14 protein-coding genes are annotated in these 14,744 nt (G+C 34.6%); 10 read left to right on the top strand and 4 right to left on the bottom strand.

The genetic code is table 11. The features are described from left to right. The first annotated feature begins 32 nt into the window (after positions 1-32). Positions 33-1,409, top strand: coding sequence for a 23S rRNA (uracil(1939)-C(5))-methyltransferase RlmD (rlmD, locus tag D8M05_RS16415; RefSeq protein ID WP_121133748.1), 1,377 nt, complete (start codon positions 33-35; stop codon positions 1,407-1,409). A gap of 654 nt (positions 1,410-2,063) precedes the next feature. Here the strand turns inward: rlmD and D8M05_RS16420 are convergent. From D8M05_RS16420 to D8M05_RS16435, 4 genes are all read right to left on the bottom strand, one after another. Then, positions 2,064-3,119: a hypothetical protein gene (locus D8M05_RS16420; RefSeq protein ID WP_121133750.1), complete on the bottom strand. Its 1,056-nt coding sequence runs from the start codon at positions 3,117-3,119 to the stop codon at positions 2,064-2,066. A gap of 287 nt (positions 3,120-3,406) precedes the next feature. Continuing rightward, complete coding sequence (locus tag D8M05_RS16425) at positions 3,407-3,610, bottom strand: hypothetical protein (protein WP_121133752.1); 204 nt, start codon at positions 3,608-3,610, stop codon at positions 3,407-3,409. 49 nt (positions 3,611-3,659) lie between these two features. Then, entirely contained in the window at positions 3,660-4,823 is a 1,164-nt protein-coding gene (locus D8M05_RS16430) for a hypothetical protein (protein ID WP_121133754.1), read from the bottom strand. Positions 4,824-4,847: 24 nt separating this feature from the next. Then, positions 4,848-5,396, bottom strand: a complete 549-nt coding sequence (locus tag D8M05_RS16435) for a hypothetical protein (RefSeq protein ID WP_121133756.1) — start codon at positions 5,394-5,396, stop codon at positions 4,848-4,850. Between the two features lie 699 nt (positions 5,397-6,095). On the opposite strand from D8M05_RS16435, the gene D8M05_RS16440 reads away from it, so the two are divergent. From D8M05_RS16440 to D8M05_RS16475, 9 genes are all read left to right on the top strand, one after another. Beyond that, complete coding sequence (locus D8M05_RS16440; RefSeq protein WP_121133758.1) at positions 6,096-6,764, top strand: hypothetical protein; 669 nt, start codon at positions 6,096-6,098, stop codon at positions 6,762-6,764. A 1,081-nt stretch (positions 6,765-7,845) separates the two neighbouring features. Further along, entirely contained in the window at positions 7,846-8,421 is a 576-nt protein-coding gene (locus tag D8M05_RS16445; RefSeq protein ID WP_281271928.1) for a recombinase zinc ribbon domain-containing protein, read from the top strand. Positions 8,422-8,532: 111 nt separating this feature from the next. Beyond that, positions 8,533-9,732 (top strand): hypothetical protein, encoded by a 1,200-nt coding sequence (locus tag D8M05_RS16450; protein WP_121133762.1) that lies wholly within the window; start codon positions 8,533-8,535, stop codon positions 9,730-9,732. A 212-nt stretch (positions 9,733-9,944) separates the two neighbouring features. Next, positions 9,945-10,460: a hypothetical protein gene (locus tag D8M05_RS16455; protein ID WP_121133764.1), complete on the top strand. Its 516-nt coding sequence runs from the start codon at positions 9,945-9,947 to the stop codon at positions 10,458-10,460. Between the two features lie 5 nt (positions 10,461-10,465). Then, positions 10,466-11,221, top strand: coding sequence for an HNH endonuclease (locus tag D8M05_RS16460; RefSeq protein WP_121133766.1), 756 nt, complete (start codon positions 10,466-10,468; stop codon positions 11,219-11,221). A gap of 110 nt (positions 11,222-11,331) precedes the next feature. Then, positions 11,332-11,718 carry a DUF262 domain-containing protein gene (locus tag D8M05_RS20420; protein WP_281271927.1) on the top strand — a complete coding sequence of 129 codons (387 nt, stop codon included), beginning with the start codon at positions 11,332-11,334 and terminating at the stop codon, positions 11,716-11,718. A gap of 280 nt (positions 11,719-11,998) precedes the next feature. Further along, the gene (locus tag D8M05_RS20425; protein ID WP_220667596.1) at positions 11,999-12,976 is read left to right on the top strand and encodes a hypothetical protein; all 978 of its coding nucleotides are present in this window, start codon (positions 11,999-12,001) and stop codon (positions 12,974-12,976) included. 12 nt (positions 12,977-12,988) lie between these two features. After that, entirely contained in the window at positions 12,989-13,489 is a 501-nt protein-coding gene (locus D8M05_RS16470; RefSeq protein ID WP_121133767.1) for a hypothetical protein, read from the top strand. A gap of 168 nt (positions 13,490-13,657) precedes the next feature. After that, positions 13,658-14,725, top strand: coding sequence for a hypothetical protein (locus tag D8M05_RS16475; RefSeq protein WP_121133769.1), 1,068 nt, complete (start codon positions 13,658-13,660; stop codon positions 14,723-14,725). The last annotated feature ends 19 nt before the right edge of the window (positions 14,726-14,744 follow it).

The raw sequence follows: 14,744 nt of genomic DNA on the forward strand, positions 1-14,744 counted from the left end.
GGCACAATAATGACTGTAAAAGGAAGATACCTATGGCAAAACATATAATACCTGTAAAAAAGAATGAGGAGCTTACACTTTCATTTGAAGATTTGACCCATGAAGGAAATGGGGTTACAAAAATTAATGGTTATCCATTATTTGTTCCGAATGCATTACCCGGAGAAGTAGGGGTCGTAAAGGTAGTAAAAGCAAATAAAAACTTTGGATACGGCAAATTACTGGAACTCACAAAGAAAAGTTCAGAACGAATTGAACCAACATGTCATGTGCATTGTGGGGGATGTCAGTTACAACATATGAGCTATAAGCTACAGCTTGAAATGAAACAAAATCAGGTGAAAAATGTCATGAAGAAAGTTGCTCATCTTGACCATGTTCCAATACACCCAATAATTGGGATGGACAACCCATTTAACTATCGCAATAAAGTACAAATTCCGGTCGGTGAAAAAAATGGCGAACTTATAACTGGGTTTTATCAAAGGCGCAGTCATCGTATCCTAGAGAACTTAGATTCGTGCAGTATTCAAAACGAAGAGATTAATCAAATTGTAAAAGCAACGAGACAAATCGCAGGTAGAATTGGAATCAAAGCGTATAATGAAGAAAAACACAGTGGAGAATTACGCCATATTATGGTGCGTACAGGTTTTGTTACAAATGAAACGATGGTCGTATTGGTAACAAAAACAGATAAACTTACAAATAAGGATGTACTGATACAAGAACTTACGGCAAAATTCCCTCATATTAAATCTATTATACAAAATGTAAATAATAAGCGAACAAGTGTTATCCTAGGTGAAAAGACAAAAGTACTTTGGGGCGAGGAATATATCCATGATAAGATTGGTGACATTACATTTGCAATATCTGCCAAATCCTTTTATCAAGTAAACCCTGTACAGACGAAAGTACTTTATGAAAAAGCGCTAGAATATGCTGAGATTGATAAAGATGATGTCGTCATCGATGCGTACTGTGGTATAGGAACAATATCATTATTTTTAGCTCAGAAGGCCAAGAAAGTGTATGGTATAGAAGTTGTGCCAGATGCAATTCGTGATGCCAAGATGAATGCTGAATTAAATGGTATTACCAATGCTGAATTCTATGTAGGTGAGGCGGAAAAAGTAATGCCACAGTGGAAGGCAGAGGGGCTTAAAGCTGATGTTATTATCGTCGATCCACCACGCAAAGGTTGTGAAGTAGACTTCTTACAAGCAATGATTGATTCAGAACCTAAGCGAATTGTGTATGTTTCCTGCAATCCATCGACATTAGCACGAGATTTAAGGATTTTAGAAGATGGCGGTTATCAGACAATGGAAGTGCAGCCAGTAGATATGTTCCCACAGACACCACATGTGGAGACGGTCGTATTGTTGGAGAGAAAATTTGTCTAACTAGATTAAACTCTTGCTCGTCAAAATAAATATTTGATAGTCCAACGCCAATTCCGTAATAATAAACATTTGCTTTTCCATCCAGAATCCAATAAATTCTCGGGTTTTTTCCAATAAGAACCCGGGATTTTTTGTGTCTATTTTCAATACATTTCAATATCTATTCAATAGATTTTTCATAAATTAACTATCGCCACAACCCTTATCATTACAGGATTTGTTCAATAATCCATTCTGATTGTGGTACAATAATAAAAAGAATCATTGTTCAATATATATTCGTCTTTTTTTCAATAATCTTTTCTCGTTTTTCTCTTTCTTCCATTCCCAAAACTATTTTCCAACTTCGAAAAAAAGGTGAAAAAACAGGTGGAAAAAGGTCCGAAAAACGGTCATTTTTGATCCGAAAAACCTTCAAAAAGGTGGTTCCGTAGCAAAACTTTATTTTAACGGAAACGGTGGAATGCGGGTTTGAGGGGTGGGAGAAATCAATTGTTTATTATTCGGGCACATCTGTTACATTTCCATTCTTTTCTCCTGATTCTTTTAACTCTTTTATTACACTTTATACAAGAATTATTGCATAAAAAAGAACGCCAATATGACGTTCTGTTAGTGTTATAGATTATATGGATATGTAACAATGCTTTCTTTTTATTTCCCTTCGATTGTAACATTTTCTTTATCGGTATCTGGATCATCTAATCTAAAACCAACAAATGAATCATCTACACGGGTTAAGATACTTCCACTACCTGTTTTTATACCTGAAAAAGTTGTATCGAAAACCTTTTGGTTAAAGCTCACTCCATCAATAGAGAGTTCTTTGTCTGCTTCTTCCCAAACAAATGGATTAGGTACAAAGTTTTGTGGATGGTATAGCTCAAAACCATCCTTTTTTACAAAACTCCCGTGTTGTTTAAGTTGCTCAATGAAGCCTTCTTTTTGCTCAATAAAACCTTCCTTGTTGTCCATTTTTAAAAGAATTGTATCTTTATTAAAAAATAAGAAATTAATATAATCACCCAAACTACTGGAACCAGAATTATTCACTAATTTAGAAGTTGCGTTTGGTATGATAAGATCCATTTTTTCAGTATTTTGTCCTAAATCATCTATCTTTATATCAAGAGTATATTTTCTTGACGATTGTTCGAGCCTTTCTCCTTCAACGTTGTAATAAATATTTTCAGTCATTGGTTTTTGGTCTTTAAAATAGGCCTCAGAGAATTCTTTGTAGTCTTTTCCAAAGAAATCTTCAAGAACCCAATGAAACTCCTTCTGGGCTTCATTATACGTTTCTACATCAAAAAGTTTTTTATCTTTAACTTCCTTTTCGTAATCGTCATATAACTTATTAGATGTTTCACGGGCAAATTCTATGAGTTCATCATCAGACATATCTAGTATATCTTCGATTACAACTCCACTTGCACCTATATCACCGTCATCCAAGTTATACATCGTTACTTTGCCCTTTTTAAATACGTATATATTATTAATTACTGAATCTCGAACAGGGTCTTCATCCGTTTCAATCCAAACAGGGTACTCTTCAAATCCTTCACTTAACGGCATAAAATCGTCTGCTGTATGGTTTCGTGGATTATCCCCGGCTGTTTGTTCGGCTTTCTCCTCGTCTCCACAAGCTGCTAAAACTAATACAAAACTTAACATCAAAAACATAATTAGACCTTTGTGCTTATTCATGGTATCTCCCCCTAGGTGACTTTTATCAGGATAATTTTACCATTTGCGATACAAACAGTAATATATATTTTACATAGTAATTGTAATCAGATCAACAAAAACAATTTCCTTATTTGCACTATTGATATGCCTATCTTGGTCTGCAAGATTGCGAGCAGGCCTATTTCATTCCAGCGTTGTTTTCTTCGCCATTACAAACACCACCCTACTGATTCGACTTTTAAAGTTTGTTTTATTAGAACACACTAACAAATAACGATTTAGTATATGTAAGAAATGTTATTTCTCTATATATTCCAGCAGTCCGTTTTTATTAAGTACAGGTATAGAAATAAGAAATAATATTGGATCATGACTCCGATTGTATGATCATCCGTGAAACCAAATAACTTGTCTGCTGAATTGTATACTTTTTTTCCTCTTATTGTAACCGCACTGTCCGAAGCCAAAGCGATCCCACCTGTATTCATTACTACAATTTGAGCAGTCATAATGTCACTCCTACTTTTTTATCCTTATGTCAAAAATCCTCTGCTTTTGTTACACGATCCTATGTTCATATACTCTATTAAAATATTTAATGTTACTTATTTGTTCTTCTTTTGTAAATCCTTGAAAGGTAAGCACGTGGATTAATTGACTAAGAATATCATTCAGAACGTTGTCCGAAACCTTTGGAACGAATAATTCTTCATTCAGATAGAATGTGAATGGGGCCAGGATATAAGTCGGTTCCATTTCTAGGTCTTCTATTAATTCCTCGTACTCCAAAAATTTAGGTGGTAGTATTGAAAACTCAAAAAATGAGTCATTATAATAGGATAATTCCTCTTCAATAATTAAACTTCGGCTCATATTATAAAATGCTTTCTTCATTTTATCAGATACATACCGTGATCTATTGTCAAGGAGAAATTGTACTCCGTAACTGTCTATGTATTCATGATCATTCGTTATTTTCACATGTGATGTTTCATTAGAAAATTCCTCAAAATTATTTTCCAATTTGCTTTCATTTGAATAATGCAACACTTCATAGATAAAGTTAGCCAGTGCTAGAGCCGTTTGAATTTTTTCCTCGTGAAGAAATTCTTTATAGTTCTCCATATTCATTTCATGTAATCTATCCTCATACCCCACGTATCCATTAGGTATTAAAGCAATGTTTATATCCTGTATGAAAGTATATTCTGAATTGTCTTTTTGTGTTTCATCATCTGATGTCTCCAGTACATCATCTGACATTTCCAGGAAATCATCACTTAAAAAATCATCAGTCGCTGCTTCAGAAAGATCAAATTCCATTTCAAGTGGTTCAGCGGTGGAGTTCTCGGTTTCCTCTCTCGTTGTATATTTCACCTTTTTCGGATTCTCTTCTGGAGTATTTTCCGGCGATGGCATCCATGATGTCGATGTGTCATTCAATGCCTCCAAATCCTGCAACTCTTCAATTAGAAGGAAATCTTTGTAGTTAGATTTATAAACCGTAGAAACTTTCTTAATCTCATTTAGTATTTCGAATGTATTGCCTTTCGGGTAACTAGGGTTTTGTTTACTTAAGTAATTTTCTACGGTATCAATTAATTCATCATCAAAGCCGCCATGATAAAACCTTGCTTTTTCTATAATTAACGTGTTGACTAGCTTTTCAAAATTTTTATCTGTTAAGTTATCCAAAATAAAATCTTTAACTGTTGTTTTCATATGAATCTCTCCCTACATAGATATTTAATCATCTTCCATTTCGAAATATGGATCCCCTTGCATCATCCCTTTTTTATAAAGGCTTCGATATTTGTCAACGATTAGATTCTCAATAAAGCTGCTGTTTGTATATTTGCTTTCTGTTAGCATCATTTCTAAATACCAATTCGCTTTTTCAGAGATATAAATCTTTTTTTGGATTTTTTTATTTTCGTCCATTTCATTCCGGATGAGTTCGGGAAAAAACTTACCTACGACTTTTTTTGATTCTGGGTTAGAAGTAATCATTTCACTTGCGAATTGAACAGCTAATTCATAAGAGACTGGTATGATTTTCTTTTCTTCCACATCCGTGAGTTCGAATTTTGGATTTAAGTCATCATCGTTCACATCAACGTAAGCAGGAAATTCATTTTTAATGAAAAAGAAATATTTTCCGCTTTTTGTTTTATAAAGCTGTTTTAATTGTTTTACATAAACTCCTTTTTCATGATTAGCTTCGTTCGTTAGTTGTTCACAGATTTTTTTAGCCGTTTGTGTGTTATACACCGCACCATCAATAACTTTTTTCATTCTATCCCCCTTTCCTCGGTGAGTACTAATTCATTATTTAGAGTTAGTACCAAGTATTGTATTTTAGTAAGTATGTATTTAGTACCAATTATTATATATAATATATGTTAGAGTTAGTTCTGTGTCAAGGGGTTGTGGGAATTTTGTTTTAGATGCAATTCACCCTTGGGCATGCCATTTCTTGGGGAAATTGCTGAATAAAAGTAAAGAATATTGCCAACGGTTTATCAAACGAAACTTATCGAACCAAAGAATAAACCTCTGTAGGGACTTGGTTCAACGGGGCCAATAGTGATTTAACCTCTTTTTCTCTACAGTTCGAAAGAATACAGAATAGAAAAAAGGAACCATGGAAGGTAGGGGGGATCTCTTTAGAAAAAACATGAAAATAAGGCGGGGAAGAATAGGCAATCCAGCAACGCATAGCGACTGGAAATAGTTATATTGGGCTTTTTTTGAAGCCGCACTACAAAAGAAGAAGTCTTTGCAACACCTGAAAGTTGGGTGCGGTTACAATGTGCAACATTATACGGGTTATGTTAATTGAGCAATAGAGGATAGTATCGGGACCATAGCGTGTAGCGGAAACATTTGATGCGTAGAATTTTTTAATGCGTTACAAGTGGATAAATATGGTACTATAGAAAGGTCTTCGATTGAAGTTTCTGGTAAAATATGAAGCAAATTAGGAGGTAACGTATGAATAGCATATATGAATCACGGATATGGAAGAAATTTGGAAATGGTAAGACGTTACACTTTATAGTATATACTTGGATTTTTGCTACCATTTTTAATAACATTGCAGATAAAGAGTTAACCAAACTGTTGAATGCTAATAATGAAACAATTTATACATACAACTATTCATTTGGTGCCACGGGTCTCATACTTGTGATTCCCGCAGCATTACTTAGTTTATTGATTGTAATAGTGTTGGTCAAAACAAGAGACAGGTTTTTCCCAAGATTGACTACATATAAGGTCATAGTATTCCTGCTAAAATTGATCAAATTGCTATGGAAAGCTGTATCCCTTTTAGGGGCTGGTGTAGTATATCTCGCATTTATTATCGCAAGTTTATTTTCTGATGGTGGTGGCCGTTCTTCTTCTGGTGGAGGTAGTTATCATTCTAGTGGGGGAGCTTCTGGCGGAGTTTCAAACAATTCGAATAGTAGAGAGGAATTAAAAAAGAAATCAGAATGGAAAGCAAGACAATTGCAAAAAGAAGCTGATTACGCTTATAAACATGCAGAAAAACAAGCTCAATATAATATCAAATCGCCTCATTTTAAAAGCAGACTTAATAGGGCAGATTCAAAGCAAATCAAGGCTAATGAAGCTGCGAAGAGAGCACGAAACTTATAATTATGTACCTAAGCAAGTTTTGAAGTGAAAAAAAGGCTATTTCTGTACGTTAAGAAAGTTTCAAAAAGGTTTTTACTGACACTTTGATTTTGGAACACATTTTGGTGCTACTATTTTGTATCATTTTATTTCAAAATGAAGTTGGACCATAAACGGTCGTTATTGGAACATTCCTTTTATATCAATGGTTTCAGTCTTAACGTACAATATTTCCGTTTTGCTGTCTGTAACCTTATAGGGAGTGGAACCACACTACAAATAAAATAACGAAGACCTAGGGCCTTCGTTACATCATTTCTCTTCTGTTTTCCCTTGCTCTACAAGATTTTCATAATTATCAAAGCCATGTTGATAAAAAAACGCTCCAGGGCTAGACTAAGCAAGTATCTCCCTATAACTCGCTTCTTCCCCACGTAACTTTGTTCTTCCCTGTGTTGGAACTAAGTTGGTTTCTAAGCGGGAAGAGAACGGAGAGAAGAACGGGAAAACGAATATGTATCCCGATGGTTTTCAATTGTTAACCAATCGGTTTTGCCAATCAAAAATCAATAAGAATTCAGGCTGGATCTATAAGGATTCAGTCTTTTTCCTTTGTTCAACAACCTCCCAATCCCTTGTCAGTACTGGGGTTCGGGGTCCGGTGGACATCCAATTGCTATTCAGTTGTTTTCCACACAATATAAATCCAGAGTTCTTCGGGGCTTTTTCTTCTCTCCATTATCGCTACCAACTCAGTTACAATGTCGGATTCCATTTTACTAACTCCCCAATCTCATTATTCCATTAAAGGTAATCTACTTAAAAATTATACCAAAATAAATCATCAATTTTACCTTAATACCCATTTGGGAAATACCAATTAACACCATTTGTTTGTTACAATAGTACTAAAATACAGTTTTCAAAATGGTTTTAGGGGGGGAAGCTATGACATTTGAGCAACTTGCGTGGAAAATGGCAAAGGTAAATAAAAGGAAATATATCTTTTACTTTTTATGCAATAGCTTTACTGTCAAATATTAGAAACGGAAAAACTGGAAAGAAACGAGTGTATAGCAGTAAATACGCATTATCGAGCATTGTGTTTTGTGCGGAATGTGAAGATGTTTTTCGAAGGGTGCATTGGAACAACAGAGGTTACAGATCAATTGTTTGGAGATGCGTTAGCAGATTGGAGAGAAAAACACATCTATGTAATGCAGAAACCATCAGAGAAGATGATTTGCAAAATGCAATTGTACTAGCAATAAATGAAGTGCTGGGCAGTAAAGATAGTTATTTAAGTATATTGGTAGAAAATATTGAAACAGTTTTAAATGAAAATGCAGATAAACCCACAGCTGACATTGATGAAAAGCTAAAAGAACTACAAATGGAACTGCTCAGACTTGCTAACTCAAAAGCAGATTATGATGAAGTGGCAGAAGAGATTTATAGACTGCGGGAATTGAAACAAGATGTCTTATTGAAAAATGCAGAACGTGAGGGAATGCGACAACGGGTCGAAGAAATGACAAAGTTTTCAATAGAGCAACCGCAGCAGATTGAAGTATATGATGACTTGCTTGTTAGAAGGTTGATTGAAAAGATAACGATTCATGGTAGGAAATTAACAATTGAATTTAAGTCGGGAATTGCAATCAAAAAATTAATATAAATTATAGTATTTACGTGCTCATGTCAATTAAGGCATGGGCTTATTTTGTGTTAAATTGACTGAAAATTACTGGAGATATAAAATGGAGTAAATGCTGAGGAGCGTGTAAGGATGATATCAATCTCTAGAAAAGATTTATATGATAGGCTCTGGTCAATAGGAATAACAAAAACAGCAAATGATTTAAACGCACCTTATAATAAATTAAAAAAAGCGTGTGTTAATAATGACATACCACTACCAACAGCCTCCTATTGGAGCAAGTTACATATGGGAAATGAAAAACCAGTTCAACCACCGTTACCAAGGTCAGAAGATAACCGTATAGTTTCTATTGAAAAAGCGAAGAAACAACGTGTGACCACTGCACCAAAAAAAATCATTACAACTGATAGTAATAAAGGTGATAATGAAATTACAAAGGTTAATGCTCAGAATTTACCAATTGAAATGAAAGAACTTCATTATTTTTCTTATTTAGAATCTGAACAAAAAAATTTGACTGTTATTTATAATTCATTAAAAATTAATGAAAATTTATCTACTAAGCCACATAAGGAAATATTAAAATACCGTAAAAAAACAAAATCTTACAGGGAAGATAGACTAAGAATTAAATCCGCATCAGGTGAAATCTTTCCTGAAGTATTACCTTTCATTGATAGTTTATTTAAAGCACTTGAAAAAGCTGGAGCAAAGATTATATGTAAGTTTGATGAAACGGAGGTAATATTTAAGAAGTATACTTTCACATTAAATTTCAAGCTACCTTGTAAAAAAGTAAACCTTACTCCAGAAGATAAAAATTATTCAACTTATCATACATTTGAATATGAAACAAAAGGAACGATTAATGTTGAAGTTGGGTATAAAGCTTATTGGTATCGTTGGAGTAGAAATGAAAAGGTGATCAATCAAACTAAAACTATGTCAGTTGAAGATTTGTTAAGAAAGGTATTTATTTATATCTTTTCACTGACACAAATCATTGACGAAGAAGAAAAGGCTCATATAATAGCGGAAGAGAAAAGACTAAAGGAAGAAAAGGAGCGGATATTACTCAGAGAGCGGCAAGAAAATGAGTATAAAAGAACACAGGATTTGCTGAATAATTCGATGAACTATTTTTATTCAAAAATTATAAAAGAATATATTTCTAGTGAATTAGATGAATCAACAGATGAATATCAGTGGGCTATGAATAAAGCGAATTGGATTCAAGACTCTAGTAAACACCCGGATGATCTATTAACAGAAAATGAAAAAAGGGAATTACTCGATAGAAAAATGCCAAACAAATATATTTTGTGAAACGAGCTAAGTTATGAGGTGGAATTTAAGTCGTTCATTAGTAGAGATATTGAAATTGAAAAGAAAATGTTATTAGGGTCTAACACCTTGCTGAAATGCAGGGTGTTTTCATATTTATTTCGATGAGTCAATGTAAATTAGTTTATTAGTATTTACAAAATACAAATTAGTGATATGATTTTTTTATAGAGTAAATTATGGAGGTATAAACGGTGAATAAGAGCGTTACCTTTACAGTGGATGCAGATGTGTATGAGAAATTTTGCATCGCATTGAATTTAACAAGTGAAACACAAGACACCGCAGTGGAAAGCTGTATGCGTTGGTATATTGCAAAAACTTTTGAAAAAGCATCACAAGCCTATAACCCAAAAACAAGACAGAATGAGGATGCAAACAGGGATTTTTACGGAAAAGCAAATCAACGAATCCCGGTATGGGCTTTAAAGCCGAATCAATATAACCACAAAATCATCCGTGCTTATTTTAAAGCGGTTGCTGCCACAGGTCATGCTACCATAGATATGATGGAACGTTTATGCAGTGACGAAAACACCCCTGAGCTGTATGTGCCTACTTTTAAGAATAATTACTCACAGATGAAGTTGGATGGACCTAAGAGCCACGGTAAAGTATTTGAGGATGACGGTGAAACGGTAACAATTTGGCACGAGGTTGAAAATACACTGATGAAATACAAATCAAGTTTTTATAACGAAGAGGTGTAGCGATCATGACTATAGATATGAAATTTTTTAATGTGTACTATTTTTGTCATCTTGCTAATGAAAGTATGGGGAAGTTTGAATACGTTACCACTAATGCTGAATTTATGGAACAGCAGTTTGAAATAGAGCCAGAAGAGTTTCCGAAAGTATCTGTATTGAGGGAATATTGTTCATGGCTTATTGATAGGGTTTTTTATGAGCAGGCAAATTATATAGCAAATTCAGGAGAAATTGTGGAGTTTAATCCTATCTCTTGGATTAATCAAGCTATTCTAAAATATAGAGGGATAGATATTTCTTTGAGCAATGATTTTAAAATTGACCATGAGGATTTTCTGGAAACATACAATGAATATATAGAATACCTTAATAGACATGAAGATGGGATGTTTACTAGTGTCATCTATGATATTGCCATTGAAGTGGAATATATCTTGTTTCAAAACAGAGATTTCCTACTAAGATTTAATAATCAGCAGGCTGTTGCATTTGAGGACAACCCAAGAAAAAGGGTGTATATTCCAGAATGGGTAAAGCGTGCAACACTATTTAGGGACAAGGGCTGTTGTGTTTTCTGTAAAAGGGATTTAACGGGATTATATTCATTGTTAGAAGATAATGAAAAACATTTTGACCATATTGTATCATTAAATGAGGGTGGAATAAATGACGTGTGTAACATTCAATTATCATGTCAAGATTGTAATTTAAAAAAATCAGATAGCAGTAAAACAAGCACATTGTATCAAAGTGCGTATTAAATATTGATAGAAACAATGTTATGTAGAAACAACGGAAAACTACCTAAGTATAGTTTGGAGGAATCACGATTAGTAAGCTGATTGATGATAGCATAACGATATACGAGGCATTGCAAAATATCAAAAACGGCAAGTTTGTTATGCCAGCATTTCAAAGACAGTATGTTTGGAGTATGGAGCAGATAGAAAAGTTGTGGGACTCTATTCTACTTGATTACCCAATTGCCACATTCCTGTTCTGGCATGTGGACGATGATAATGTGACTTGGGATACATACTTCTGCAACTTCCTGTCTGAGGTAACCTTTGATAGTAGAAAACAGGCGGATAGCGTAAATTATGAACTAAGTAATATTGATGTAAAGATTACAGATACAGCAGTACTTGATGGACAACAAAGATTAACATCCCTGTTCCTTTCCCTTTTGGGAAATGCATATATCCGTCAAAAATTTGCAAGAAGAAATAATAACGGTGGTTACAAAATTACTGATTGAACTGAATAAGAATAAGTTGACTGTTGATGAAGAGGAATACAATAGTAAAAAATATGATATCAAGTTCAGTGAGAAAGTTGGCAAGTTGAGTCCGACATAGTTTGAAATTAAAAACATCCTGGATAAGAAATTTAAGGATGAAACAACAAGACCACAAGCTATCGAGACGGCCATAGTTAATGTTCTGGCAGACAGCAAAGAGTATGCAAGGGAAATTCTGAATAAGCAGTACAATAAAATATTTGTGGAAAAGCTGATTCGCTATACAGAAATTCAGGATATGAAGCAGGATGATGCTCTGGAAATGTTCGTAAGATTTAACAGCGGTGGTAAAGCACTCCGTAAATCTGAAATAACGATGTCTATTCTTGAGGCTTACTGGCCAAGTGCTAAGACTGAGTTTGGGAAACTGCTTACTGATTCCTATGCCAGATTTGGATCCGATTTTATTATACGTTCTGCCCTTATGCTTTATGGTGATGTTGTAAAATCTAATATTAGTAAGCAGATAGCAGAGGAACTTAAAAATAACTGGAGTGATTTCAAAAAAGCATTTAAGACCTTGGAAATTGTGCTGAAAGGCATGAAGATTGAGGTCAGCCGCTTTTCTAGTAGCTGGAACGTACTACTTCCAATCGTCTATTTCATTTATTACAATCCTGATTATAATAACAATCTTGAGGGTATCCGTGCCTACTTGGTTAGAGCAGTGCTGTTCACCTATTTCCAATCCGGCACAACAGGGAAACTGCAGCAGATGAAGAGCAACATCAACAGTAATGATCAGGAAATCACGGTTGATATGCTTGAGCAGATGAATGACCTCAGAGTAACAGATGGCAAAATAGAAGATATTCTGAATGCAGAAAAAGGAAGCAGAGTTGCAGGAGAGGCTTTATACTATTTGAGTCTTGATTGGAGAAATAAAAATTTCAAGTATGAACAAGACCATCTCCATCCGTTTGATAGATTTGATGGCAGTAAGCCGATATCCGCTTCTATGGAAGATTGGAGACGATGGAGAGGCAACCGCAATAGACTCTCGAATTTACAACTTCTCGAAGGGAGAGCTAACGGCAGTAAAAATGATATGCGTCTGGTAGATTATTATAATGATATGAATAATGAACAAAAGGCAAAATTCTGCAAGGAGGCAATTATCCCGGATGGTGTTTCTTTGGAATTAGAGAATTTTGATGAATTCTATGAAATGCGAAAAGCTATTTTAACAGAGAAAATTCGTGCTTTATTGGGATAGGAGGATAACATAATGAGCAACCAATTAACAGAGCAAGAAGTATTACAACAGTTGAATATTCCTGACTTTCGTTATATTACAAAAGATAAAGTTATGACTTTTGCAACTATGTTGCAGAATATGGACCCAGAAGTTGCAAAGAAAGCATTAGAGCAATTCCCAGAGTTTGCAAAAATGACTTTGGAAGTATTGAAAGATTATAAAGGGATCATGGAAAAAACTCTGGATGAAAATTCAGTGAGTAGCAAGCAGTGCTATGACATATACAATGAAGTGATGGATGCCCTAAAGAGTTGCCTAGCGAAAGATGATTTGCCTTTTGAGGAGAAAAAGTATTACATCGAAAAAATGATGGAAATTGCAAAAATGGCCGAAAGTAAGGATACAGAAAACAAGGGATTCAACTGGAAAATGATTTCATTAGGTACAGTGGCTGTCTTTACGGTTGTTGGTATAGGGGCAAGCATTCTTGGCGGTAACACTAGTATCAAGTTGCCAAAATCAAAGCTATGATTCTAACAGAAGGTCAGTTAAATGTATAATTTTGACTCAAGAACTCCCAATAGTCATACTGTTTTTTACTTGCTTTTTTTGGCATATACGATTTCATCTGGCAGGACTTAAGCGTGGGTCGTTAATATTACATAATAGAAATTTAACTTAAGGGGGATGGAATGGAGAATGGAGGAAGATTATCCAACAGCAAAGGATTTGCATGATTATGAGTATTACATGAAAAGTAGACCACACGTTGTTATACTGGGCGCAGGTGCGAGTTGTGCCACTATCCCAAATGGTGACAAGTATGGTAGGAAAATATCCGCAATGAATGGTTTCATTGAAAAGCTTGGATTGAAAGATATACTAGAAAAAATAACACTACATACTTCTTCTAACAATTTAGAAGATATTTATATGGAGCTTGATGAGCGTAGTAAAGCAGAACCCAATTGCATGGATGCCAAGCAAAAATTAGAGGAAGTCATCCGTGATTACATGTTAGACTTCAAGTTGCCTGATAGTCCTACGGTGTATGATTATTTGATTATGGGACTAACTTCAAAGGATTTAATTGCAACCTTTAATTGGGATCCACTATTAGTGCAGGCTTATGCTCGTGCTATGGCTTATACTACCAATTTGCCACAGTTAGCCTTTTTACATGGAAATGTCGCAGTAGGATATTGTGTAGAGGATAATGTCATGGGCAATGTAGGGATGCCGTGTAGATGCGGTGAACCCCTTGCTCCAACAAAACTCTTATTTCCAATAAAGAATAAAGATTATTCTAGTGATACAGCTATATCAAAGTCATGGAAATCATTGAATAATGCGTTAGAGGTAGCATATATGGTTACTATTTTTGGATATAGCGCACCAAAAAGTGATGTTGAAGCTATAGCCATGTTGAAAAAAGCATGGGGTGCGGTGAAAGATAGAAATCTTGAAGAAATAGAAATAGTTGATTTGCGTGATGAAGATGGGGTTATCCAATCGTGGGATGATTTTATTCATACGCATCATTATTCATACCATTCCAATTTTTTCACAACAACAATAGGAAGATGTCCTAGAAGAAGTTGTGAAGCAACGTTTGACAGATTGATGATGAATCATTGGTTAAAACCAGATAAAGGGTTTAAACCAGATATGGATTTTAGTGATATAGATAAATTGACTTGTGAATTAATTATTGATGAGGAAAATAAAAAAGGGACAAAGAAACTCCTTTTAGATCCATATGTGTAGATGTATTAAATCGCCGAAA

Origin of the sequence: Oceanobacillus bengalensis (assembly GCF_003628445.1) — a bacterium.
Classification (GTDB): domain Bacteria; phylum Bacillota; class Bacilli; order Bacillales; family Amphibacillaceae; genus Oceanobacillus; species Oceanobacillus bengalensis.